Origin of the sequence: Streptomyces sp. A2-16 (genome assembly GCF_018128905.1) — a bacterium.
Lineage (GTDB): Bacteria > Actinomycetota > Actinomycetes > Streptomycetales > Streptomycetaceae > Streptomyces.
Genome location: NZ_CP063808.1, coordinates 3,017,454 through 3,041,994 on the forward strand (window position 1 = coordinate 3,017,454; position 24,541 = coordinate 3,041,994).

At 72.2% G+C, this 24,541-nt stretch carries 20 protein-coding genes, 1 tRNA gene and 1 pseudogene; 16 read left to right on the plus strand and 6 right to left on the minus strand.

The features are described 5' to 3' along the window. Positions 1 to 469: 469 nt before the first annotated feature. Positions 470 to 2,053: a FadD7 family fatty acid--CoA ligase gene (locus tag IOD14_RS13600; protein ID WP_212670358.1), complete on the minus strand. Its 1,584-nt coding sequence runs from the start codon at positions 2,051 to 2,053 to the stop codon at positions 470 to 472. Between the two features lie 254 nt (positions 2,054 to 2,307). Here IOD14_RS13600 and oxc point away from each other — a divergent pair, with 254 nt between their 5' ends. Beyond that, positions 2,308 to 4,056, plus strand: coding sequence for an oxalyl-CoA decarboxylase (gene oxc / locus IOD14_RS13605; RefSeq protein ID WP_123994306.1), 1,749 nt, complete (start codon positions 2,308 to 2,310; stop codon positions 4,054 to 4,056). A 56-nt stretch (positions 4,057 to 4,112) separates the two neighbouring features. Then, positions 4,113 to 5,369, plus strand: coding sequence for a formyl-CoA transferase (frc, locus tag IOD14_RS13610; RefSeq protein WP_123994305.1), 1,257 nt, complete (start codon positions 4,113 to 4,115; stop codon positions 5,367 to 5,369). A gap of 65 nt (positions 5,370 to 5,434) precedes the next feature. Here frc and IOD14_RS13615 read toward each other — a convergent pair whose 3' ends face one another. Then, positions 5,435 to 5,863 carry a PAS domain S-box protein gene (locus tag IOD14_RS13615; protein WP_212670359.1) on the minus strand — a complete coding sequence of 143 codons (429 nt, stop codon included), beginning with the start codon at positions 5,861 to 5,863 and terminating at the stop codon, positions 5,435 to 5,437. Positions 5,864 to 6,022: 159 nt separating this feature from the next. On the opposite strand from IOD14_RS13615, the gene IOD14_RS13620 reads away from it, so the two are divergent. The 3 genes from IOD14_RS13620 to fusA all read left to right on the plus strand — a co-directional run bounded on the left by IOD14_RS13620 (position 6,023) and on the right by fusA (position 9,659). Beyond that, positions 6,023 to 6,110 (plus strand) — tRNA-Leu (locus tag IOD14_RS13620). A 99-nt stretch (positions 6,111 to 6,209) separates the two neighbouring features. Then, the gene (locus IOD14_RS13625; protein ID WP_212670360.1) at positions 6,210 to 7,322 is read left to right on the plus strand and encodes a serine hydrolase domain-containing protein; all 1,113 of its coding nucleotides are present in this window, start codon (positions 6,210 to 6,212) and stop codon (positions 7,320 to 7,322) included. A 300-nt stretch (positions 7,323 to 7,622) separates the two neighbouring features. Further along, a complete protein-coding gene (fusA, locus tag IOD14_RS13630) occupies positions 7,623 to 9,659 on the plus strand; it encodes an elongation factor G (protein WP_212670361.1) in 2,037 nt (678 codons plus the stop codon). Positions 9,660 to 9,744: 85 nt separating this feature from the next. Here fusA and IOD14_RS13635 read toward each other — a convergent pair whose 3' ends face one another. Beyond that, complete coding sequence (locus tag IOD14_RS13635) at positions 9,745 to 10,137, minus strand: SCO5389 family protein (RefSeq protein WP_123994301.1); 393 nt, start codon at positions 10,135 to 10,137, stop codon at positions 9,745 to 9,747. 36 nt (positions 10,138 to 10,173) lie between these two features. Continuing rightward, a complete protein-coding gene (locus IOD14_RS13640; protein WP_212670362.1) occupies positions 10,174 to 11,130 on the minus strand; it encodes an adenylyl-sulfate kinase in 957 nt (318 codons plus the stop codon). A 118-nt stretch (positions 11,131 to 11,248) separates the two neighbouring features. Between IOD14_RS13640 and IOD14_RS13645 the strand changes: the two genes are divergently transcribed. The 5 genes from IOD14_RS13645 (at position 11,249) to IOD14_RS13665 (ending at position 17,172) form a co-directional block, all read left to right on the plus strand. Continuing rightward, on the plus strand, positions 11,249 to 11,785 hold the full coding sequence (locus IOD14_RS13645) for a GNAT family N-acetyltransferase (protein ID WP_123994299.1): 537 nt from the start codon (positions 11,249 to 11,251) through the stop codon (positions 11,783 to 11,785). Positions 11,786 to 11,792: 7 nt separating this feature from the next. Continuing rightward, positions 11,793 to 13,274, plus strand: coding sequence for an ABC transporter substrate-binding protein (locus IOD14_RS13650; RefSeq protein ID WP_212670363.1), 1,482 nt, complete (start codon positions 11,793 to 11,795; stop codon positions 13,272 to 13,274). A 3-nt stretch (positions 13,275 to 13,277) separates the two neighbouring features. Next, a complete protein-coding gene (locus IOD14_RS13655; protein WP_212670364.1) occupies positions 13,278 to 15,071 on the plus strand; it encodes an ABC transporter permease subunit in 1,794 nt (597 codons plus the stop codon). Further along, positions 15,068 to 16,279, plus strand: coding sequence for an MFS transporter (locus tag IOD14_RS13660; RefSeq protein WP_123994296.1), 1,212 nt, complete (start codon positions 15,068 to 15,070; stop codon positions 16,277 to 16,279). The genes IOD14_RS13655 and IOD14_RS13660 overlap by 4 nt, the downstream gene beginning before the upstream one ends. Before the next feature lie 443 nt (positions 16,280 to 16,722). Beyond that, positions 16,723 to 17,172, plus strand: a complete 450-nt coding sequence (locus IOD14_RS13665) for a GNAT family N-acetyltransferase (RefSeq protein ID WP_123994295.1) — start codon at positions 16,723 to 16,725, stop codon at positions 17,170 to 17,172. Between the two features lie 19 nt (positions 17,173 to 17,191). Here the strand turns inward: IOD14_RS13665 and IOD14_RS13670 are convergent, their stop codons facing one another. Further along, positions 17,192 to 17,983, minus strand: coding sequence for a CDP-alcohol phosphatidyltransferase family protein (locus IOD14_RS13670; protein WP_123994294.1), 792 nt, complete (start codon positions 17,981 to 17,983; stop codon positions 17,192 to 17,194). 121 nt (positions 17,984 to 18,104) lie between these two features. On the opposite strand from IOD14_RS13670, the gene IOD14_RS13675 reads away from it, so the two are divergent. The 5 genes and pseudogenes from IOD14_RS13675 to IOD14_RS44260 form a co-directional block, all read left to right on the plus strand. Continuing rightward, a complete protein-coding gene (locus IOD14_RS13675; RefSeq protein WP_123994293.1) occupies positions 18,105 to 19,085 on the plus strand; it encodes a zinc-binding alcohol dehydrogenase in 981 nt (326 codons plus the stop codon). 116 nt (positions 19,086 to 19,201) lie between these two features. Beyond that, positions 19,202 to 19,600 carry a 6-carboxytetrahydropterin synthase gene (locus IOD14_RS13680; protein ID WP_046728401.1) on the plus strand — a complete coding sequence of 133 codons (399 nt, stop codon included), beginning with the start codon at positions 19,202 to 19,204 and terminating at the stop codon, positions 19,598 to 19,600. Then, on the plus strand, positions 19,597 to 20,784 hold the full coding sequence (locus IOD14_RS13685; RefSeq protein ID WP_123994292.1) for a glycosyltransferase family 4 protein: 1,188 nt from the start codon (positions 19,597 to 19,599) through the stop codon (positions 20,782 to 20,784). Before IOD14_RS13680 ends, IOD14_RS13685 begins: the two co-directional genes overlap by 4 nt. Next, positions 20,781 to 21,788 carry a class I SAM-dependent methyltransferase gene (locus IOD14_RS13690; RefSeq protein WP_212670365.1) on the plus strand — a complete coding sequence of 336 codons (1,008 nt, stop codon included), beginning with the start codon at positions 20,781 to 20,783 and terminating at the stop codon, positions 21,786 to 21,788. The genes IOD14_RS13685 and IOD14_RS13690 overlap by 4 nt, the downstream gene beginning before the upstream one ends. Then, positions 21,785 to 22,948, plus strand: a pseudogene (locus IOD14_RS44260) (lysylphosphatidylglycerol synthase transmembrane domain-containing protein); the annotation flags it as partial. The gene IOD14_RS13690 and the pseudogene IOD14_RS44260, both read left to right, overlap by 4 nt. A gap of 110 nt (positions 22,949 to 23,058) precedes the next feature. On the opposite strand, the gene IOD14_RS13695 reads toward IOD14_RS44260, so the two are convergent. Beyond that, positions 23,059 to 23,838: a creatininase family protein gene (locus IOD14_RS13695; RefSeq protein WP_123994289.1), complete on the minus strand. Its 780-nt coding sequence runs from the start codon at positions 23,836 to 23,838 to the stop codon at positions 23,059 to 23,061. A gap of 38 nt (positions 23,839 to 23,876) precedes the next feature. On the opposite strand from IOD14_RS13695, the gene ribA reads away from it, so the two are divergent. Further along, entirely contained in the window at positions 23,877 to 24,536 is a 660-nt protein-coding gene (gene ribA / locus IOD14_RS13700; protein WP_123994288.1) for a GTP cyclohydrolase II, read from the plus strand. Positions 24,537 to 24,541 lie beyond the last annotated feature (5 nt).

Below are 24,541 nucleotides of genomic sequence, written 5' to 3' on the forward strand. Positions count from 1 at the left end.
CGGATCACACGCGCGCCGACGTCTCGGCATGCCCCGTACCACCGCTCCGGTCGACCGCCCCTCCCGGGCCACCGACCGGTCCGACCGCCTCGCCCGTGGCGCCGTAAGCGAGTCGACCGGCCTGATGTCGGACGCCCTGTCTGCCGACGGCCCCCGCCGGGTGCCGAGCGCCGACCGTCTCGGCAGGACCCGTGCCACCGACCGGTCCGACCGCCCCGCGCGGGCCGCCGACCGGCCTAGCCACCCCGCGTGGGCTGCCGTCTGCGCGGCGACCGGCCTGATGCCAGATGTCCTGTCTGCTGACCGCCCCCGCTTAATACCGAGTGCCCCCACTGGTCCTGCCGCCCCTCGCAGGCCGCCCACCGTTCCGGTCGTCCCACGCCAGCCTTCGCCGCGCAGCGGTCAGCCTGTGGGGTACGCCGTCCCCCTCCGACCGCCCCCGCCGAGCACCGCCACACCCCCAAGCCCGTCAGGACCCGTACCGGCCCTGTATCGCCTTTCGGTCCAGGCCCCCCTTCGCGGTGTACGGCAGTGCGGTGACCAGTTCGAGTCGGTCCGGTACCTCGAAGGGGGCCAGCCGGTCGCGGCAGTACCGCAGGATCTCCTCGCGGCCGACGACCTCGCCCTCGCGCACCACCACGGCGGCACCGACCCGCTGCCCGTACACCGCGTCCGGCACCGCGAACACCGCAGCCTCCGCGACCCCCGGGCAGCCGGCGAGGATGTCCTCGACATGTTCGGGCGAGATCTTCTCCCCGCCCCGGTTGATGAGGTTCTTGATCCGCCCGGTCAGCGACAGATAGCCGTCCTCGTCCAGCGCCCCCAGATCACCGGTGCGCAGCCACCCGTCGACGAAGGTCCGCGCCGACTCGTCCCCGTCGGCCAGGTACCCCCGGGCGACCGTGGGCCCCTGCACCCACACCTCGCCCTCCACACCCGCCGGACAGGAACGCCCGCCGCGGTCCACGACCCGCACCTCCACCCCCGTCGGCCGGCCCACCGACCCCTGTCTGAGCGCTCCCCGCTGCGGCAGCGGCTCGCTGGTCGCCTGGTGCGAGGACTCGGTCATCCCGTACGCGGACAGCAAGGGCGCACCGAGCGTCCGCTCCAACGCCCGCTGAGTTGCCGCGTTCAGGGGCGCACTGCAACTGCGGACGAACTTCAGCGGCGGCGCCTGCGGCCCGCGGCCCTCGCGCCCCGACCGCTCCAGAAGGATCTCGTGGATGGCCGGCACCGCCGTGAACCACGTGGCGGTCACCGCCCGCATGTCCTCCCAGAACGTGCCGGCCGAGAACCGCCCCCGCTCGGGCAGCAGCACGCACCCCCCGCTCGCCAGGGAGGACAACAGCGCCGCGAACAGCCCGTGGCCGTGGAAGAACGGCATCACCGCGACCGTGGCGTCATCCGGGCCCAACTCGTAGGTGGCGCAGATGTTCCGCAGGGACGCGGCCACGTTCTCGTGGGTCAGCGGAACCATCTTCGCCCGGTCGGTGGTACCGGCGGTGAACAGCACGAGAGCGTCCCGCTCCGACAACTCGCCCGAGGCCCCAGCGCCTTGCGGGACGTCACATGGTCCGGGTTCGAGCACCACCGCGGCCGCCCCCGCCGGGGAGACCTCCACACGCAACGGCCATGCGGGCATCGGAAGCCCGGAGACCGCGGCCCCTGACGAATCCAGGAGCACCGCTCGGGCCCCCAAACCCCTCAGCCGGGCGCCAAGTTGGGACTCCGGCAGCGCGGGATCCAGCGGAGCCGCCACCAGCCCGGCCCGCGCCGCACCGAGCAACGCCACCACGAACTCGGCCGTGTTGGCGCAGATCAGACCGACCGCGTCACCACGACCAAGTCCCGCACCCCCGAGCCGGGCCGCCACGTCGTCGGCCAGGCCCGAGAGCGTCCGGTACGACAGCTGCACCCGCTCGCCGGTCGCCACCAGGGCCCGCGCACGGGGGCGTTCACGTACCTGCCGGTCGAGGAGATCGGCGAGGCCCGTGACCTCCGGCGGCCGGTACCGGTAGGCATCACGCACGGATGCCGCGGCCGGAACGGCCATGACCCCACCCCCTCGCACAGATCCGATGAGACATCCTCTGCGAGCGTGCGGTGGCACCCCGTGGACGTCCAATACCCGCTGGCGAACGGCCGATAGCGGCTGTCTATCAAGACAGTTGGCAGGCCCCTGACCAGCCCTCGATAGACGCCGTTTATCGGCTGGTCGCCGATGGGTCTTGGACGCGGACGAGCGCGCTGCGGATGGTGAGAGAAGTAGCCGCTCCGGCAGGACCTGCCCAAGGAGGACCTCGGACCATGACCGCTCCCTCGACCCTGGAGACCGCGGCAGCAGCCGACGTTCCGACCGAGCTGACCGACGGGTACCACCTGGTCGTCGACGCGCTCAGGATGAACGACGTCGACACCATCTACGGGGTGGTCGGCATCCCGATCACCGACCTGGCCCGGCTCGCCCAGGCGCAGGGCATCCGCTACATCGGCTTCCGCCACGAGAGCAACGCCGGACACGCGGCCGCCATCGCCGGCTACCTCAACAAGAAGCCCGGCGTGGCCCTCACGGTCTCGGCCCCCGGCTTCCTCAACGGCCTGGTCGCGCTGGCGAACGCGACCACCAACTGCTTCCCCATGGTCCAGATCTCCGGCTCCAGCGAACGCCACCTCGTCGACCTCAAGCAGGGCGACTACGAGGAGATGGACCAACTCGCCGCCGCGCAGCCCTTCGTGAAGGCCGCCTACCGGGTCAGCCGCGTCGAGGACATCGGCCGCGGCATCGCCCGCGCCCTGCGCACCGCGATCTCCGGGCGCCCCGGCGGCGTCTACCTCGACATCCCCGCCGCGGTGCTCGGCGCCATCCTGCCCAAGGAAGAGGGCGACCGGACACTCAGCCGGCTCGTCGACCCCGCCCCGCGCCAGCTCCCGGCGCCGGAGTCGGTGGACCGCGCGATCGAGCTCCTGGCCTCCGCCGAACGGCCGCTGGTGGTGCTGGGCAAGGGAGCCGCGTACGCCCAGGCGGACGCGAAGGTACGACAGTTCATCGAGTCCACCGGCATCCCCTACGTTCCGATGTCCATGGCGAAGGGCCTGCTGCCCGACGACCACCCGCAGTCGGCCGCCACCGCGCGCTCGCTCGCGCTGAAGAAGGCCGACGTCGTGATGCTGATCGGCGCCCGCCTCAACTGGCTGCTCGGCCACGGCCAGGCGGGCTGGAACCCGGACGCCAAGTTCGTCCAGATCGACATCGACCCCAAGGAGATGGACAGCAACCAGCCCATCGCCGCCCCGCTCGTCGGCGACATCGAGTCGGTGCTCGACGCGCTCGCCGAGCGGACCAAGCCCGGCCAGATCCAGGCCCCTTCGGCCTGGCGCGAGGAACTCGGGGCGCGCTCGGCGCAGAACGTCGCCAAGATGGCCAAGCGCCTCGAGGCCGACCCGCACCCGATGCAGTTCATGGGCGCCCTGAAGGCCGTACGGGACGTCGTGCACCAGCACCCGGAGACCTACATCGTCAACGAGGGCGCCAACGCCCTGGACATCGCACGCAACGTCATCGACATGCACGTGCCGCGCCACCGCCTCGACAGCGGCACCTGGGGTGTCATGGGCATCGGCATGGGCTACGCCATCGCCGCCGCCGTCGAGAGCGGCGCCCCGGTCGTGGCCGTCGAGGGCGACAGCGCCTTCGGGTTCAGCGGTATCGAGATCGAGACGATCTGCCGCTACAAGCTGCCCGTCGTCACCGTGATCATGAACAACGGCGGTGTCTACCGCGGTGACGACACCAACCCGTACGACGACGAGCCCTCGCCGACGACCCTCATGTCGGCCGCCCGCCATGACCTGCTCATCGAGGCGTTCGGCGGCAAGGGCTACCGCGCCACCACACCCGCCGAGGTCACCGCCGCCCTCACCGAGGCCCTCGCCCTGGGCGGCCCGGCCCTCATCGACTGCGTGATCGACCCCTCGGCCGGCACCGAGAGCGGCCACATCTCGCACCTCAATCCCAAGGGCATCACCGTCGGCAACATCACGCCGGCCAAGAAGTGACCGCCCAGACCTCCCTGACCTCGTAGACCGCGCAACTTCACGAAAAGGAAGCACACATGAGTGAAAAGCCGCTCGCCGGAATCAAGGTGATCGACTTCACCGGGGTCCAGGCCGGTCCCGCCTGCACGCAGATGCTCGCCTGGTTCGGCGCCGACGTCCTGAAGGTGGAGCGCCCCAACGGCGGCGACGTGACGCGCCGTCAGCTCCGGGACATCGAGGACCTCGACGCGCTCTACTTCACGATGCTCAACAGCAACAAGCGCTCCCTCGCCATCAACACCAAGACCGCCGAGGGCAAGGAGGTCCTGGAGAAGCTCATCAAGGACGCCGACGTCCTGGTGGAGAACTTCGCTCCCGGCGCCCTGGACCGCATGGGCTTCACCTGGGAGCGCATCCAGGAGCTCAACCCGCGTCTCATCTTCGGCTCGGTGAAGGGCTTCAACGACCAGTCGTCCTGGAACGACCTCAAGGTCTACGAGAACGTCGCCCAGTGCGCGGGCGGCGCCGCCTCCACCACCGGCTTCTGGGACGGCCCGCCCACCATCTCCGGCGCCGCCATCGGCGACACCAACACCGGGATGCACCTGGCGATCGGCATCCTCACCGCGATCATCGACCGCGGCAGGACCGGCCGGGGCCAGAAGGTCTCCGTCTCCATGCAGGACGCCGTCCTCAACCTCTGCCGCGTCAAGCTGCGCGACCAGCAGCGCCTGGAGCGGGTCGGCTACCTGGAGGAGTACCCGCAGTACCCGAACGGCGAGTTCACCGACGTGGTGCCGCGCGGCGGCAACGCGGGCGGCGGCGGCCAGCCCGGCTGGGTCCTCAAGTGCAAGGGCTGGGAGGACGACCCGAACGCGTACATCTACTTCACCGTCCAGGAGCAGAACTGGAAGCGCACCGCGGAGGTGATCGGCCACCCCGAGTGGGCCGAGGACCCGGAGTACGCCACCGCCCGCGCCCGCCAGTCGCACATCTTCGAGATCTTCGAGGAGATCGAGAAGTGGCTCGCCGACAAGACCAAGTACGAGGCGGTGAACATCCTGCGGGAGTGGGAGGTGCCCTGCGCCCCGGTGATGAGCATGAAGGAGATCGCCTACGACGAGGACCTGCGCAGGAGCGGCACGGTCGTCGAGGTCGAGCAGAAGGGCCGCGGTGCGTATCTGACCGTCGGCAGCCCGGTGAAGTTCTCCTCCTTCAAGCCGGAGATCGTCGGCGCCCCGCTGCTGGGTGAGCACAGCTCGGAGGTGCTGGTCGAGCTGGGCTACGACGAGGAGACCATCGGCCGGCTGAAGGAGAGCGGCGTCATCGTCTGACGTGGAGCCGACGCGAAGCGGCCGTGGCCCCAAGGCCACGGCCGCTTCGCGCTGTCCGGCGGAGCTCAGACCGTCGTCGCCTCGGCCCGGCGTCGCATCAGCTCCCGCTCCCGCTCGCGCCGCGCGGTGACGTCCCGGATGACCGCGCCGCAGTAGGGGCTGCCGTCGGGGCCCGTCAGCAGCACCACGCTGAACTCGATGGACAGCTTCCGCCCGTCCGCCGCCAGCGCGGGCACGTTCAGCAGATCTGAGTCCCCGTACTTGCTGGACCCGCGCTCCATGGCCGCGTCGAAGCCGTCCTGGTGCCGCTTGCGGTGCCTCTCGGGAATGATGACGTCCAGACTCCGACCCGCCACGTCGGCCGCCGGGAACCCGAAGATGCGCTCGGCGCCCCGGTTCCAGTAGCGGATCAGTCCTTCCCTGTCGGTGATCACTATGCCGTCGGGTGCCTGGTCTGCCATGGCCAGCACCACCGCGGATTCCAGATCTTCCATGTCGCCTCCGAGCCGGAGTCATTGGTGGCGACAGTATACAGAATACAGTCTTCATATCCCTCGTACGGGACGGATATGCAGGTGAAGGGCGCTCCGAAAGCTTGGTATTGTTGTCCATGTCGCCGCGGGGAACACCCCCGTCAAGGCGGCAGACACCTGGTCCGGGTGGCGGAATGGCAGACGCGCTAGCTTGAGGTGCTAGTGCCCTTTATCGGGCGTGGGGGTTCAAGTCCCCCCTCGGACACCAGCAAGACCCCACACGATGTGGGGTCTTTCGCGTTACGGCCCACCGGGCGCCCCTTAATTCGGTTGACCCGGCCCACCCGGCAGGGGCTGAATACCCGGCATGGCCGACATCCAGGGCGCGTACGACGACCTCTTCTCCGCGGTCCCCACCAAGCTGGCGGAGCTGCTGGACGAAGGCGATACCGGCGGCTCGGTGGCCGTCTTCGTGGACGGTGAGCCGCTGGTGGACGTCTGGGGCGGCTTCACCGACGCCGACCGGACCACCCCGTGGCAGCGGGACACGATCACCAACGTCTTCTCCACGACCAAGACGATGACGGCCCTGTGCGCGCTGATCCTCGCCGACCGCGGCGAACTCGACCTGGACGCCCCGGTCGCCCGCTACTGGCCGGAGTTCGCCGCGGCCGGCAAGGAGAAGGTGCTGGTACGGCACCTGCTCTCGCACACCGCGGGACTGCCCCACTGGGAGGGCCCGGTCGAGGAGATCTACGACTGGCAGTCCGCGACCGCCCGGCTCGCCGCCCAGCCGCTCCTCTGGGAGCCCGGCACCGCGGCCGGCTACCACTCCCTCACCCAGGGATTCCTCGTCGGCGAGGTGCTGCGCCGGATCACCGGCCGCACCGTCGGTGAGTTCCTGGCCCAGGAGGTGACCGGCCCCCTCGACGCGGACTTCCGCATCGGAGTCACCGCCGAGCACGATCACCGCGTCGCCCTCACGGTCCCGCCGCCCGGCCGGGACGAGGACTACACCGCGGGCGCCGCCAGCCCCGGCCCCGACGCGACACCCTCCTCCGGGACCGCCCTGCGCGTCCGGGACGGCAACAGCGTGGCGTGGCGGCGCGCCCAGATCCCCGCCGCCAGCGGGTTCGGCAACGCCCGCTCCATCGCCCTCGTGCAGTCAGCGCTCGCCTGCGCGGGCACCGTCCGGGGCGTACGACTGCTGTCGGCCGCCGGCGCCGAGCGGGCCCGGGAGGAACAGTTCAGCGGCGAGGACCGCGTGATCGGCATGACGCAGCGCTACGGCCTGGGCTACGGCCTCTTCGGCAACACCTTCGGCTGGGGCGGCTGGGGCGGCTCCCTCGTCATGATCGACCCCGACACCCGCATGGTCGTGGCGTACGCGACCAACCAGATGCGCGAACCGGCCGAGGACACCCGGGGCTTGGACCTGGTCATGTCCGCCTACGACGGCATCCAGGGCCTGCCGCGCTGACCACCGAAAACCGCGTGCACCGACCAGGCAGGCTCCCTACACTCGCCATGACCGGGAACGACGAGTGAGGGGAGTACGGCCATGTGCGTGCGCACAGCTGTCGCCGTTCCCCGGACGTCGTACGACGTGATCCTCGTGTCCCCGCCCCTCCGGTGCCCGCTGCGCGGCCGGCACCGGACGCCCGTGACGACTGTCTGAACGGTCGAGTACCGCCGCAGCACGCCTATGTGACGTGCCGTCATGTCGTCGTACGGGCCATTGCGCAGCCCTGTCATCACAGCATCCGAAAGGCCATGGGCCGTGCGCACCAACAACCCCAACCCGCTCGCCGTCGTCCGCAACCTCGGCATCCTCGCCCACGTCGACGCGGGCAAGACCACCGTCACCGAGCGGATCCTGTTCGCCACCGGAACCACGCACAAGCGCGGCGAGGTCCACGACGGCACCACCGTCACCGACTTCGACCCGCAGGAGCGGGACCGCGGGATCACCATCTTCGCGGCGGCCGTGAGCTGCGCGTGGGACGGACACCGCCTCAACCTGATCGACACCCCGGGGCACGTCGACTTCGCCGACGAGGTGGAGCGCTCGCTCCGGGTGCTCGACGGGGCGGTCGCGGTGTTCGACGCGGTCGCGGGTGTGGAGCCGCAGAGCGAGTCGGTGTGGCGGCAGGCGGACCGGCACGGTGTGCCGAGGATCGCCTTCGTCAACAAGCTGGACCGCGCGGGCGCCGACCTGGACACGGCGGTCGAGTCGATCCGGCGGCGGCTGCATCCGGTCCCACTGGTCGTGCAGTTGCCCATCGGCAGCGAAAGCGGCTTCACCGGGGTCGTCGATCTGCTCAGGATGCGGGCGCTGACCTGGACGGACTCCGGCGAGGCAGCGGAGGAAGGGCCGGTGCCCGCCGAGCTGCGCGAGGAGGCGCTCAAGCGACGCCGGCTCCTGGAGGAGGCCGTCGCCGAACGTCATCCGGCCGCCCTGGAGGAGTTCTGCGACCGGGAGACCCTCTCCGCCGGCACGCTCGCCGCCGCCCTGCGGGACCTGACCCGCAGCGGTGACGGCGTGGTCGTCCTGTGCGGCTCGGCGTACCGCAACCGCGGCATCGAACCGCTGCTGGACGCCGTCGTGGCGTATCTGCCCTCACCGCTCGACGTGCCCGCCGTACGCGGTGAGGACGGCGAGGAGAGGCCGTGCGACCCGTCGGCGCCCTTCGCGGCGCTGGCGTTCAAGGTGAACGCCACGCCCACGGGCCGGCTGACCTATGTACGCGTGTACTCGGGAACGATCGAGAAGGGAACCACCGTGTGGGACGCGGGCGCACGCCGTACCGAGCGCGTCGGACGGATCCTGCGTGTGCAGGCCGACCGGCACGCCCAGCTGGAACGGGCGGTCGCCGGAGACATCGTCGCCGTCGTCGGGCTGAAGTCGGCCCGCGCGGGCGCGACCCTGTGCACACCCGAGGCACCGCTCGTGCTCGAACCGCCCGGTGCGGCCGAGCCGGTCGTGTCGGTGGCGGTCGAGCCGCAACGGAGCGTCGACACCGACCGGTTGGCCTCGGCGCTCGCCCGGCTGGCCGAGGAGGACCCCTCGCTCGTCGTCCGCACCGACGCCGAGACCGGCCAGACCCTGCTGTCCGGCATGGGTGAACTGCATCTGGAGGTCGCGGTGGAGAAGGTGCGGCGCGAGCACGCTCTCGTGCTCAACGTCGGCCGGCCGCGGGTCAGTTACCGCGAGACGGTCGGGCGCGGGGTGTCCGGTCTGGTCCACCGTCATGTCAAACAGGACGGCGGCGCCGGTCAGTTCGCCCACGTCGTGCTCGACGTCGAACCCGCCGAGGAGGGTTTCGTGTTCCGCTCGGCTGTCGTCGGCGGGCGCGTCCCGCAGGAGTACGTCCGCGCGGTCGAGGCCGGCTGCCGGGACGCCCTGGCCGAGGGCCCCCTCGGCGGGCACCCGGTGACCGGGCTGCGCGTCACCCTCACCGACGGATCGACCCATGTGAAGGACTCGTCGGACACGGCCTTCCGCACGGCCGGACGGTTCGGCCTCCGGGAGGCGCTGCGGGCCTGCGCGATGGTCCTCCTGGAGCCGGTCGCCGAGGTCACGGTCACCGTGCCCGAGGACGCCGTCGGCACCGTGCTCGGCGACCTCGCCGCGCGCCGCGGCCGGGTCTCGGGCTCGGCCACCCGCGGCGGTTCGGCGGTCGTCACGGCGACCGTGCCGCTGGCCGAACTCTTCGGCTACGCGACGAGGTTGCGCAGCCGGACCCAGGGCCGCGGCACCTTCACGGCCCGCCCGACGGGGTATGCGCCGGCACCGGCGGTGACTTCGGCACGGTGACGGCCGGGACGAAAGTCCCGGGCACGAGAACGAGGGGCCGGGCGGTCGCACCGCCCGGCCCCTCATCACGCGCACGAGGATCCGCTCAGCAGTCCCTGAACTCCGGCGACTGGTTCAGCACCTGCGAGCGCACCGACGTGAAGCGCGCGTACGTCCGGCCGTCCACCGACTCCGGGCGGAAGGCCGCCACCCGGTGGCAGTTCTGGAAGGCGAGGGCCACGCCGAAGTGGCGCTCCAGGCTGCCGCGGATGGCATCGCTGGCGAGGGCGCGCAGCAGCTGGCCGCGCTCCTTCTCCGACGGGGGAGGGGTCTGGTTGTCGGTGAACTCGGCGGTTCCCCCCTTGAGTTCCTCGGCGAGCGAGGCGATGAGGTCGTAGGCGTAGGGGAGGGACGTGCGGACGGTGTCCACGAAGTCCTCCTCGCGGATGTCGCCCTGTTCGGCTTCGGCGAGGAGCTTGGGGGAGACGTCGAGAGACATGTGCTGCGGTTCCTGTCTGTCAGTGGGGGGCGGGGGTCAGGCGAGGGCGGCGGGGCCCGGTACGAAGTCCGGGTCCACCTGGGAGGCCAGGTCGAGGCCGGTGGCCTCGTTCGCCCAGGAGCGGGCGTTGCGGAGGTGGAACTCGACCGCGTGGCGGTGGAGGGCGTCCCAGTCGCGGGGGTGGGCGTCGACCGTCTCGCGCAGGATGCTCAGGACGTGCCGGTTGTGTGCCTCCAGGGACTCCAACCCGCCCTCGGCGCGGCCCTGTTCGGCGGCGCGCACCCAGGGCGACTGGACCAGATGGGTCAACAGGTCGTCGCCGACGTGCTCCTTGAGGAAGAGGAGGTCGTCCTCGCCGGTCACCTTGTTGCCGACCACGGCGATCCGGATCCCGAACTCCCGTGCGTGGTCCCGGTACTGGCGGTAGACCGAGACGCCCTTGCGGGTGGGCTCGGCGACCAGGAAGGTCATGTCGAAGCGGGTGAACAGGCCCGAGGCGAAGGCGTCCGCGCCGGCCGTCATGTCGACCACGACGTACTCGCCGGGCCCGTCGACCAGGTGGTTGAGGTACAGCTCCACCCCGCCGAGCTTGGAGTGGTAGCAGGCCACGCCGAGGTCGCTCTCGTCGAACTCGCCCGTCACCATCAGCGGTACGTCACCCACGCGGCGGACGTGTCTGGCGTGCAGTTCGTCGTCGCCCAGCAGGCGCAGCAGACGTGAACCCCGGCCCGGCGGCGTGGTCTTGATCATCGCCTCGCGGGAGGCGATGCGCGGGTTGGTGCCGCGCAGGAAGTCCTTGATGCCGGCGACGTGCGCACCCAGCGCGGGGGCGTCCAGGTCCTCGCCGTTGTGGCCCAGCGCCTCCGCGAGGTGCTGGTTGATGTCGCCGTCCACGGCCAGCACCGGTGCGCCGGAACGGGCCAGATGGCGGGAGAAGAGCGCCGACAGGGTGGTCTTGCCGCTGCCGCCCTTGCCGACGAACGCGATGCGCACTACCGCTCCATCTTTTTGAAAATGGATGTCATGTCGGTATGTTCTATGGCGCGCATTCGATCACTGTCAAATCACCCCCGCGATCAAGCTGGAAAGGCTTAATGCATATGATGTGCAAGTGCGTGACTACAGCATCAAGACGGCCGGTCCGGACGACCTCGACGGTGCGCGAGCCGTGATGCTCGACACCGTCTACCGCGACTTCGGAACCGGGTACGTGCCCCGCTGGCACGGCGACATCATCGACCCGGCCGCCGCCTATCTCGCTCCGGCCCGCCACACCCTCCTCGTCGCCCTCGACCCGGACGACCGTGCCGTCGTGGCCACCGCCGCGCTCGACTCGCGCGGCCCCGCCCACCCGCCGAACCCGCGCGAGCTGGCCGAGCGCTACCCCTGCGGCAGGACCGCGCAACTGCGCCGGATCTACGTCCGCCCCGAGCACCGCAGGCGCGGCCTCGCCCGCCGCATGGTCGACCGGCTGCTCGCCTTCGCGGCCGCGGACGGCGGCTACCGCTCCGTGTACCTGCACACCGACCCGGCGGTCCCGGGCGCCGAACCCTTCTGGCGCTCGATCGGCAAGGTCGTGCACGACGAACGCGAGAGCACGGACGGCGCGAGCAGCGTCGTCCACTTCGAGATACCGATGGAGCGATAGGACCACCATGCGACGCCGTCACCTCCTGGGCGCCCTGCTGCTCACCCCCGTCCTCACCGCCTGCTTCGCCTCCTCCGGCGACGACTCCCCGAGCGCCGCGAACGACGGCTCCCGCCTCCGTGTCGCCCTCGCCTTCCCGCCCGCCGAGAACCTCTCGCCGTACGGGGCCGACGCCACCCTCCTCAGCCGCCTCGGCGTCACCGAGGGCCTGACCGCCCTCGACGCCAACGGCGCGGCCGCCCCCGCGCTCGCCGAGTCCTGGCGCCGCGAGAACGGCCGCACCTGGCTGTTCACCCTGCGCGAGGCCACCTTCCAGGACGGCTCCGAGGTCACCCCGACCGCGGTCGCCGCAGCCCTCACCCACGCCGCCGAGGCCAAGCCGGCCCCGGCCGCGCTCTCCGGCGTCACGCTGACGGCCGAGGCGGCGGGGAACGCCGTACGCATCACCACCAAGGCGGCCGACCCCGTGCTGCCGCTCCGGCTCTCCAGCCCCAACCTCGCCGTGTTCGCCGCCAAGGCCTACTCCGCGGGGAAGGTGGATCCGGTCGGCACCGCCACCGGACCCTTCGAGCTGACGAAGGTCACCGGCTCCACCTCCGCCGCCCTCGCCCGCTTCGACGACTACTGGGGCGGCCGCGCCCAGGCCCCCGGCGTCGACGCCCGCTTCATCGCCGACGGCACCGCCCGCGCCAACGCCCTGCGCACCGGCCAGGTCGACATCGCCGAGTCGATCCCCGTCGCCCAGGCCGCCACCCTCGACAAGGGCACCCTCGAGGAGACCGCCACCACCCGCACCACCAGCCTGCAGCTCAACACCGGATCCGGCCCCTTCAAGGACCCGAAGCTGCGCGCCGCAGCCCGCGAGGCCATCGACGGCTCCGCCCTCGTCAAGGGCGTCTTCGAGGGGTACGCCGACCCCGGCGCCGGCATCTACGGACCCGCCGTGACCTGGGCCGAGGGCAAGCGCGTGGCGCCCAGCGGACGCGCCGCCGCCGGCAGGCCCGACGGCACCGCAGTCACCCTCGCCACCTACGACAACCGGCCCGAACTCCCGGAGATCGCCCAGGTCCTCCAACAGCAGCTCCAGAAGGCCGGGTTCAAGGTCAGCCTGGTGGTGCGTGAGTACTCGCGGCTCGAAAGCGACGCCCTCGCAGGGAAGTTCGACGCGGTCATCGGCGCCCGCAACAGCCTCGTCGACACCGGTGACCCCGTCGGCGTCCTCGCGAGCGACTACACCTGCGACGGTGGCTACAACCTCGCCCGGCTGTGCGACCGGAAGGTCGACCGGGCGGTCGCCGAGGCCGACGCCGTGACCGACACCGAGGAGCGGCAGGACGCGGTCATGCGCGCCGAAGCGGCGATCCTCGGCACCGACGCGGTGGTCCCGCTGGCCCACCAGCGGATCATCACCGGCGTCGCCACCGACGTCCGCGGGGTCCTCCTCGACCCGTACGAGCGGACCCTGGTCGGCACCGGAACGCGACGCTGATCCATGCGGTACCGACTGGCCACCCTGCTGTGGCGCGTCCTGCTCGCGGCCGCCCTGGTGTGCGGGATCGGACTGCTGCCGTGGCTGTCCCGCACCGACCCGGCGCTCACCGTGCTCAAGGCCCGCTCGGCGGACCGCGATCCCACACCCCGGGTACTGGCCGACATCCGGGCCCAACTCGGCCTGGACCAAGGCCCCTTGCACCTGCTCGGCCAGTGGCTCGGCGGGCTGCCGCGCGGGGACGCCGGCCGGTCCTGGCTGAACGGCACGCAGGTCACCCCGACCGTCGTCCAGGCACTCGGGGTGTCCCTGCTGCTGGTGACGGTGGCACTCGTGATCGCCGCCGTCACCGCCGCCCTGGTGTGCGCCCGCACCCTGTGGCTCGGCGCACGGCGGCGCCTCGACGGGCGACGGCCCGGGGGCGGCCCCTCCGCGATGCTCGCCGCGCTGCCCGAGTTCCTCACCGCCTCGGTCCTCGCCACCGTCGTCGGCGTGCAGCTCGGCTGGCTGCCCGCCCTCGGCTGGTACGGCCCCCAGTGGACGGTCCTGCCCGCCCTCGCCCTCGGCCTGCCCACCGGGGCCGTGCTCGGGCGCCTCCTCGACGACCTGCTGCCCGGCGCCTTCGCCGAGCCCTGGGCGCTGGCCGCGGACGCCCGGGGACTGCCCGGCCGCACCGTCGCCGCCAAGGCCGTCCGCCGCTGCGTCCCCGCCCTGCTGCCCAACCTGGGCCTGTTCGTCGTGGGTCTCACGGCCGGCTCCGTCGCCGTCGAGCAGATCTACGACATCCCGGGCCTCGGCCGCACCACCCTCCAGGCCGCCCTCGCACAGGACCTGCCCGTGCTCCAGGCGGGCACTCTCGTCCTCCTGCTCCTCGCGGTCACCGCCACCGGTCTCGCGGCCCTCGCCGTCCGTCTCCTGGTCGGCCCGGCCCTGCGCGACGGCTCCCTGGACTCCCTGCACCGGCCCCGCCGGTCCACCCGCACCAGCCTGCCCCTCGTGTACGGCGGCCTCCTGACGGCCGTCGTCACGCTCGGCCTGCTCCGCGACCCGCTCACCCTGAACACCGAGGCGCGACTCCAACCTCCCTCCTGGGCGCACCCGTTCGGCACCGACGCGCTCGGCCGGGACCTGCTCGCCCGGGTCGGCCACGGTGCCCTCGACACCCTGCTGGTCGCCCTCGCCGTAAGCGTCGGCGCGCTGCTGGTCGGGGTTCTGCTCGGGCTGCTGCCCCGGCTGTCCGGGCCGCTCGTCGACACCGTCAACGCCCTGCCGCCGGTGCTTGCCGCGCTGCTCGTGACCGCCGTCGCCGGGAGCGGCCCCGCCACACCCGCGATCGCCGTGGCCACCGTCTCCTGGGCGGCCCTTGCCGCACACACCTCCGCACTGCTGCGGCAGGAACACGCCACCCTGCATCTGACGGCCACCCGGGCCCTGGGCGCGAGCCGCCGGTACCTCCTGCGGCACGAACTGCTGCCCGCGATCCTGCCGCCCGTCACCCGGCACGCCCTGCTGCGCCTGCCCGGCGTGGCCCTGGCCCTCGCCTCCCTCGGCTTCCTCGGCCTGGGCACCCAGCCGCCCTCCCCGGAGTGGGGCCTGCTCCTCGCCGAGAACCAGCCCTACGCCGAACGCGCCCCCTGGGCCGTCCTCGCCCCCGCCGCTGCGCTCGCGCTGCTGGGCGCGCTGGCGGTGAGCGCGGCGGGCGGGGTGCGGTGGCCGCGACGGCGCGCGCGTCCCCGTACGTCTCCGACGGCAGCTGAGCAAGCCGTGTCCGCAAGGGAGTTGGTGGAGGTCGGATGACTCTGACGTCGGTCGACGTGGCGAGGAGCGTGCGGCTCTCGCCGCTGCTGCGGCTGCTGATCCTCACCCAACTCGCCTTCAACGTCGGCTTCTTCGCCGTGCTGCCCTTCCTGTCCGAGCATCTGGGACAGGCCGTCGGCATGGCGGGGTGGCTGGTCGGCTTCGTGCTGGGGCTGAGGACCTTCAGCCAGCAAGGACTGTTCGTGGTGGGCGGGGCGCTGTCCGACCGGTACGGGATCCGGCCGGTCGTGCTCGCCGGATGCGTGCTGCGGATCGCCGGGTTCGCCTGGCTCGGGTACGCGCAGGACACGGGGGCGGTGATCGGGGCCGTCCTGCTCATCGGGTTCGCGGCCGCACTGTTCTCACCGGCCGTGGAGTCCGAGGTCGCCCGGCAGGCGGTCGTCCACGAGGCGGCGGGCGGCCAACGCACGCGCGTGCTGGCGCTGTTCACCGTCGCCGGGCAGGCCGGGGCCTTCCTGGGGCCGTTGCTCGGTGCGCTGCTGCTGTCGGTGGACTTCCGCACGGTGTGTCTGGCGGGCGCCGGGATCTTCGTGCTCGTCCTCGCCGGGCACGCGTGGCTGCTGCCGCAGCACATACCGGGACGGCAGCGGGTCCGACTGCGGGGCGGTACGGGGGTGTTGCTCCGCAACCGCCGCTTCCTCGCGCTGTGCTGCGCGTACGGCGCCTACCTGCTCGCCTACAACCAGCTCTACCTCGCCCTCCCCGAGGAGGTGGAGCGCGCGACGGGTTCGCAGTCGGCGCTGGCCTGGCTGTTCGCCCTGTCCTCGCTGCTAGTGGTGACCGCGCAGCTCCCGGTGACCCGCTGGGCCGGCGCCAGGCTGTCGCTGCGGCGCTCCATGGTGGCCGGACTGCTGCTGATCGGCGCCGGGTTCGCGGTCGTGGCGGTGGCGCGGCCCGCGGAGCCGACCGGTACGGCCGGGCTGGTGCCCGCGGCCGGGTTCGTCGTCCTTCTCACCCTCGGGCAGATGCTCGTCGCACCCGTGGCCCGGGCCTGGGTCCCGGATCTCGCCGAGGAGGGCAGGCTCGGCCTCTACACGGGGGCACTGTCCTCGGTCTCGGGGCTGATCGTGCTCGTCGGCAGCTCCGTCACCGGCTCCCTGCTGGACACTGCACTGCCGGCCGCGGTGCCGTGGCTGGTCCTGGCCGCGGTACCGGTCGCGGCGATCGGCCTGCTGCCGCGACGGTAGGAGCGGACCGTCCGAACGAAGCGGGGCTCACCGGGGCAGACCTCAGCACGGCCGACCTCACCACGTACGCAACGTGACCACGACCCTGCACCCTGCCGGTCGTCCCCGCACCTGCCGGTGGTCCCAGCCCCGTGGTCTCGTACGGGCGGGTCGGCTGCGCCTGGCCAGGGGAACCGGCGGATGGCACCTGAGTGCGGGTCAGGAGGGTCGCGGCCGGCTCGGGTGCGTGGGTCACGAACCCGCCAGGCGTCCCGGGCGCCCCGGTCGGCCCGCTGCCGTACCGCTCGCACGCCCGACGGCCGCCCGCCGCTCTACCGCTCACGCCCGACGGCCACCCTCCGCCGAACCGCCACGCGCCCCGGCAGCCTCCACCGAACCGCTCACGCGCCCGGCCGTTCGCATCCGTCCCGGGTCGTCGCGTCCCCGGCGATACAGTCCACCTCATGGAGACTCAGGACATCCGGGTGGAGATCGCCCGGGAGGCGGACCAGGAACTCGTTGACGCCTTCGCGCGGATGCTGCCGCAGTTGTCCTCGACGGCCGAGGTCCTCGACCTCGCCGCGCTCGGCCGCATCCTGGACTGTGACGCCAACACCATGCTGATCGCCAGGTCGGCGGCCGGGGCGGTCGTGGGCACCCTCACCCTCGTCATGTTCCCGGCGCCCGCGGGACTGCGGGCCCGTATCGAGGACGTGATCGTCGACCACGCGGCCCGTGGCCAGGGCATCGCGGGACTGCTGATCAGGGAGGCCATCCGGCTCGCCCGGGAGGCCGGGGCCCGTACCGTCGACCTGACCTCGCGCCCGGACCGTGCCGCGGCCAACCGGCTGTACGAGCGGCAGGGCTTCCGGCAGCGGGAGTCGACCGTCTACCGGGTGCCGCTCAAAAGCTGACCTTCGAGCCGGCCGGGCTTCAGGAGGCCACCGCCTCCGGCTCCCGCTCCACCGCCACGAACTCCAGCTCCAGCAGCTCGCCCACCGCCGCCTGGTCCGCCCGGTGCGTGCGCCACAGCCACAGGATGTCCCGGCCGAACGACCAGACCAGCGTCCCCAGAGCGACGGCCACGACCCCGAAGGTCGCCGAGTGCGGCAGGTACCCGGACGCGGCCACCAGCAGCAGGATCCCCTGGAGCGCGGCCACCGTCTTGCGGGCCATGCTCGGCGGCAGCGGGGCGTTCAGCCAGTTCCAGACGCGGGCCGCGCCGACGAAGCCGTAGCGCATGGCGCCGATGAGAAGGACCCAGGGGCCCTGCGACATCGACACGTACACACTGAGCACCAGGATCAGGAACGCGTCGACCTCCATGTCGAAGCGCGCGCCCAGCGGGGTCGAGGTGCCCGTCGCGCGGGCCACCTTGCCGTCGACGCCGTCGAGGATCAGGGCCACCGCCGTCAGGCCGACGAAGAGGGTGACGGGCGGGGAGTCCTGGTAGGAGTCCGCGACCAGCGCCGTCACTCCGCCGACCAGGGTCGCCCGGCCGAGCGTCACCCGGTTGGCCGGACCGAAGGACCGCGGCCGGGTGCGGTGCAGCGCCCTGGAGAGCACGGCCCAGGTGGCGACGGCGAAGGCGAGGCCGGTCAGCCAGCCCGCCGGCCCCATGCCGATCGCCGTGCCGAGCAGAGCCAGCAACAGGATCTGAACGCCCGCTCCGACAGCGGTCTCCTGCTGGACCAGCCTTGCTTGGTAAGTGTTGTTCAGGGCCACCGCACATTCCTCCGGCCAGATGACAGAGTCGATCAAGGCCGCGTACTGTGCGCGGCCTGTGCACATCTCGGTACGTGAACGAGGTACGTGCACGGGTTCCCGATCGTTCAGGAGGTTCTCGATGAAGCCTGACGCACGAGCGTTCTGGCTCCGCTCTCCGGGTGAGGGCGAGATACGGGAGGCAGCCCTTTCGGCCCCCGGCGAGGACGAGGTGCTGGTCCGCTCGCTCTACTCGGGAGTCAGCAGGGGCACGGAGACACTCGTGTTCCGCGGCCAGGTGCCCGAGAGCCAGTACGCGGCCATGCGGGCCCCGTTCCAGGAGGGCGACTTCCCCGGGCCGGTGAAGTACGGCTACCTCAGCGTCGGAGTGGTGGAGGAGGGCCCCGCCGCGCTGAAGGGCAGGACCGTCTTCTGTCTGCACCCGCATCAGACGCGGTACGTAGTTCCCGCGAGCGCCGTGACGGTCGTTCCGGACGACGTGCCCGCGGCCCGGGCCGTCCTCGCCGGGACCGTCGAGACCGCCGTGAACGCCCTCTGGGACGCGGCGCCCCTGATCGGCGACCGGATCGCGGTGGTCGGCGGCGGCATGGTCGGCAGCTCGGTCGCGGCCCTGCTCGCCCGCTTCCCCGGCGTCCGGGTCCAGTTGGTGGACACCGACCCCGCCCGCGCCAAGACCGCCGAGGCCCTCGGGGTCGGCTTCGCGTCCCCCGCGGACGCCCTCGGCGACTGCGACCTCGTCGTGCACGCCAGCGCCACCGAACAGGGCCTCGCCCGCTCGCTGGAACTGCTCACCGCCGAGGGCACGGTCGTCGAGCTGAGCTGGTACGGCGACCGCCGGGTCGCTCTGCCGCTCGGCGAGGCCTTCCACTCCCGGCGGCTCGTCATCCGCAGCAGTCAGGTCGGCACCGTCTCGCCGGCCCGCGCGAACCGGAGCTACGGCGACCGGCTCGCCGTCGCGCTGGAACTGCTCGCCGATCCGAGGCTTGATGCCCTCATCACGGGGGAAAGCGCGTTCGAAGAACTGCCGGAGGTGATGCCCCTGCTGGCCAGTGGGGAGATTCCGGCCCTCTGTCACCTCGTGAGGTACGGCAAGAGCGCCTGACCTGAGAAAAGAGTGAGATCCGGCTGAACACGGGGAAGCGGAGAGCCGTACTACACGGCATCCCCCGGCAGGGATCAGTCGGGGGACCAGACGCGCCGCACCTGGAGGGTCGTCCGTTGTTCAGCATCACCGTCCGCGATCACATCATGATCGCTCACAGCTTCCGCGGCGAGGTCTTCGGCCCCGCGCAGCGACTGCACGGCGCGACGTTCCTGGTGGACGCCACGTTCCGGCGCGAACAGCTGGACGACGACAACATCGTCGTCGACATCGGACTGGCCACCCAGGAACTCGGTGCAGTCGTCAGCGAGCTGAATTACAGAAACCTCGACAACGAACCCGACTTCGCCGGGATCAACACCTCCACGGAGTTCCTGGCGAAGGTCATCGCGGACCGGCTCGCCGAGCGCATCGAGAAGGGCGCCCTCGGCGAGGGGGCCAAGGGCCTCGCGGGTCTGACCGTCACCCTGCACGAGTCGCATGTCGCCTGGGCGAGTTACGAGCGTGCCCTGTGACCGACATGACCACCGGGCGGGGGGCGGCCACACTCGACTACGTGCCCGTGCAGCACACCGCCCTCAAGAAGGCCGAGATCATCCCGATGTCCCTGCGCTCCGTGCACTTCGTGATGCCGGGCGGCGTGGACGACCCGACCGCGCCGAGCGGCGGCAACGCCTACGACCGGCGGGTCTGCCTGGACCTGCCCGGCTTCGGCTGGCAGGTCGAGCGGCACGCGGTGGCCGGCAGCTGGCCCCGCCCGGGAGCGGCGGCCCGCACCGAACTGGCCCGCACCCTGCGGGACCTGCCCGACGACACCGTCGTCCTCCTCGACGGCCTGGTCGCCTGCGGCGTCCCGGAGATCGTCGTCCCCGAGGCGGAGCGGCTGCGGCTCGCCGTCCTGGTCCACCTGCCGCTCGGCGACGAGACCGGCCTCGAACCCCGGCTCGCCCTCGAACTGGACGCCAAGGAGCGCGAGGTGCTGCGGGCCGTGCCCGCCGTCATCGCCACCAGCGACTGGGCCGTACGACGGCTCGTCTCGCACCACGGCCTCGCGCCCGAGCGGGTCCACGTCGCCACCCCGGGCGCCGACATCGCCCCGCTCGCCTCCGGCACCGACGGACTCTCCCGGCTGCTGTGCGTGGCCGCGGTGACCCCCCGCAAGGGACAGCACCGGCTGATCGAGGCACTGGCCGGCGCCCAGGACCTGCCGTGGAGCTGCGTGTGCGTCGGCGGGATCACCCAGGATCCCGAGTACGTCGCGCACCTGCGGATGCTCATCAAGAAGTACGGCCTCCAGGACCGCCTGCACCTCGCGGGACCGAAGGCCGGCGCCGAGCTCGACGCCAGCTACGCCGCCGCCGACCTGATGGTCCTCACCTCCTACGCCGAGACCTACGGCATGGCGGTCACCGAGGCCCTCGCGCGCGGCATCCCGGTGCTGGCCACCGACGTCGGCGGAGTGGCCGAGGCGGTCGGCCGCGCTCCCGACGGGGGAGTGCCCGGCATCCTCGTCCCGCCGGAGGACCCCGCCGCCCTCGCCGCCGAACTGCGCGGCTGGTTCGGCGAGGCGGACGTACGACGCAGGCTGAAGGCGGCTGCCCGGGGCCGGCGGGCCGCCCTGGACGGCTGGGCGACCACGGCCCGCAGCCTGGCCGGAGTTCTCGGCCGACTGCCGAGCGAGCCCAGGAGGGCGGCATGAGGAAGACGGCGACCAAGCAGAGCGGGAAGATCCCGGCCCAGCCGGGCCCTCGAGAGGTGGCGTCGGTGAAGCCTGGTGTCCCGTCCGACACGGAATCGGTCATCCCCGGAGCCGGTCCCAGCACCCGCCCCGGCGAGCGTCCCACCGTACGGCTCAGGGACGCCGGACCCGACGACGCTCCCCGCTACGCCCCCGAGTGGCTCGAACTGCGGGAGGGCCCCGACGCGGCCGCACGGGCGGGCGATCTGCTCGACCCGCTGCGGATCCGGCTGGCCAACCTGCCCGGCAAGGCCGGACTCGTCATCCACGACCTGGGCTGCGGCACCGGCTCGATGGGCCGCTGGCTGGCGTCCCGCCTGGACGGCCCCCAGCACTGGATCCTGCACGACCGGGACCCCTACCTCCTGCACTTCGCGGCCGTCGCCTCCCCGCGCTCCGCCGCCGACGGCAGCCGGGTCACCGTCGAGACCCGCCGCGGCGACGTCGGTCTGCTCACCCCCGACGCCCTCGCCGGCGCCTCCCTGGTGACCGCCTCGGCGCTCCTGGACGTCCTCACCCGCGAGGAGATCGAGACCCTCGCCGCGGCCTGCACGGGCGCCGGCTGCCCGGCCCTGCTCACGCTGTCCGTGGCGGGCCGCGTCGAGCTCACGCCGTCCGACCCGCTGGACGACGAGATCGCCGACGCCTTCAACGCCCACCAGCGACGCGGCGGACTGCTCGGCCCGGACGCCGTCACCGTCGCCTGCGAGGCGTTCTCCGAGCGAGGCGCGACCGTACGGCTGCACCCGAGCGCCTGGCGCCTCGGCCCCGCCGAGTCCGCGCTCACCGCGCAGTGGCTGCGCGGCTGGGTCGGCGCGGCCGTCGAGGAGCGCCCCGAACTGAAGGAACGCGCCGAGCGCTACCTCCAGGACCGTCTGGAGGCCTGCCGCGCCGGTGAGCTGAAGGTCGTCGTCCACCACAGCGACCTCCTGGCGCTGTCCCGGCCGACGGACGGAGTGTCATGAGCGTGGAGACGGTGCGCCCGGACACCGAGCGGCGCGCGACGAAGCCCGAGCGACCGGGCCTGCCCGTGCGGCGGCCCGCGGAACCCGTCCAGCCCGACTCCCTCTCCCACCGGGCCCTCGCCCTCCGGGCCGAGGTGGTCCGGACGCGGGACGAGGTGCTGACGGCGCGGACCGACGCGCTGGTGGCCCGGGCCCGGATCCTCGAGACCGCAGGGCTTCCCGCCGCGGACCTGCGGGACGCGGCCGTCTCCCGGGAGCGGATCGGCGTGATCGTGACCGAGGCCCGGCCCGGTCCCGCCCAGGCCGCCCCCCGATGGCGTACCGCCCTGCGCTCGGCCCTCGACTCCCGTGCGCTGCGCACCCACTTCGGCACCGTCGCCGGTGTCACCATCCTCGCCGTCCTGCTGTGGCGGCTCGGCACCGGCGTGTTCGTCGACGGGCTGCGCCGGATCGACGGCCCCGCCCTGCTGGCGGCGCTCGCGATCGGCGTGCTGACCACCGTGTTCAGTGCCTGGCGCTGGCAGTTGGTGGCCCGCGGGCTGCGGATCCGGTTGCCGCTCGGCGCGGCCGTGGCGGACTACTACCGTGCCCTGTTCCTGAACGCGGCCCTGCCCGGCGGAGTGCTCGGCGATGTGCACCGCGCCGTGCGGCACGGGCAGAGCGCCGGCGACATGGGCCGCGGCGTACGGGCGGTCGTCCTCGAACGAGTCGCCGGCCAGATCGCGTTGGCGGTCGTGGGCGGGGCGGTGCTGCTCACCATGGACTCACCGGTGCTGGCCGACGCCCGTCACCTCGCGCCCGCCGTCGGCCTCGCCGCTCTCGGCGCGCTCGCCGTCGTCGTGGCCCTGCGGATGAACCGGGCCCCCTCCTCCCGCCGGGGCCGGGCGCTGCGTTCCACCCTCGGTGAGGCACGCGAGGCACTGCTGTCCCGCCGCAACTGGCCCGGAGTCGCGCTCTCCTCGGCCGTCGTGCTCGCCGGCCACCTCGGGATGTTCGTGCTCGCCGCCCGCATCGCGGGTTCCGACGCCTCCGTCGCCGTACTGCTGCCACTGGCCGTGCTCGCCCTGCTCGCCATGGGACTGCCCCTGAACGTCGGCGGGTTCGGCCCCCGGGAGGGCATCACCGCCTGGGCGTTCGCCGCCATGGGTCTCGGCGCCGGCGCCGGCCTGGCGACCGCGATCGTCTACGGCGTCCTCAGCTTCGTGGCGAGCCTGCCGGGCGCGGTCGTCCTGGTGGTCCGCTGGTACCAGGGCCTGCGCCCGGCGAAGCCCTACTCGGCGTCGGCCGCGTCCCCCGCGTCGGATTCGGTCAGCATCGAGAAATACGTGCCGAAGGACGCCGCGAGGCTCTCCAGCAAGGCTTTCCCTTTTTCCGCCGAGCCCAGCGAAGGGCGCCCGATGACACCGGAATCGGTGTAACCGGACATGCCGAGGGTGAGGAGATGACGACGGTCGTCCGCGACGAAATCGGAGGTCTCGTAACCGGGGCGGAGACATTCCGGGTGAGTGTGCAGAAGAATGGAGGTCTCGATTTCCCCGGCGTGCATGTCGGTGAGGAGCGAGGTGAGCACTCCCGCCTCGGTACGGGCGGCCTCCCAGTCCTCCGCGGCCGGGAAGAGCGCCATCCGCGCACCCTCGGCGGAGGCCTCCTGGACGACGTTGCCCAGCACGTAGTTCCCCCCGTGTCCGTTGACCACCACCAGGGCCTCGACGCCCGAGCGGCGCAGCGAGGCCGCTATGTCCCGTACCACCGAGTGAAGGGTGACGGAGGAGATGCTGACGGTCCCCGGCCAGGCCGCGTGCTCGTGCGAGCAGGAGATCGTCACCGGAGGCAGGAGATGCACCGGGTACGCCGCGGCGATCTCCCGCGCCACGGCACAGGCGACCAGGGTGTCGGTCGCCAGGGGAAGGTACGGGCCGTGTTGTTCGAAGCTCCCGACCGGAAGGACGGCGACCTGTGTTGAGACGCCCGCCCCCCGTGTCCGTACGTCTTCCGTAGTGTCCGTCGGCAACAGACCGTATGCCGCCGACCGTGTTCCCGAACCGCTCATCTTTTCACGGCCTTTCGTCTCTGCTTAGGAAACAGATCATGACAGATAACGTTGGCGTCCTCGGCAAGAAGGCATCACAGCGCACCGGTGTGGAACGCGTGGTGAATGCCCCGCTGCCCACCGTGTACGGGAAATTCCAGGCGGTCGGTTACCTCGATCACGACCGCGGTGACGAACAAGTCGCCCTGGTCCACGGTGACATAGGTTCCGACGACGTCCTCGTGCGCCTGCATTCCGAGTGCCTGACCGGTGACGCGTTCGGCTCCCAGCACTGCGAGTGCGGCGACCAACTGGATGCCGCGCTGCGGGCCGTGGTCAAGGAGGGCAGCGGCATCGTCGTGTACCTGCGCGGCCACGAGGGCCGGGGCATAGGCCTGCTCGCCAAGCTGCGCGCGATGGCGCTCCAGGCGGAGGGCCTGGACACCGTCGAGGCGAACCTCGCGCTCGGCCTGCCGGTGGACTCCCGCGACTACGGCGTCGCCGCCGGGATCTTCCAGGACCTGGGCGTGAACTCGGTCCGTCTGATGTCCAACAACCCGCGCAAGCGCGAGGCGCTGCAGCGGCACGGCATCAAGGTCGCCGAGACGGTGCCGCTGCTGATCACGCCGTGCGAGAGCAACATCACCTATCTGCGCACCAAGCGGGAGCGGCTGGACCACGTCCTGCCCCATCTGGACGCGGTGGCCCACCTGTCCTGATCCCC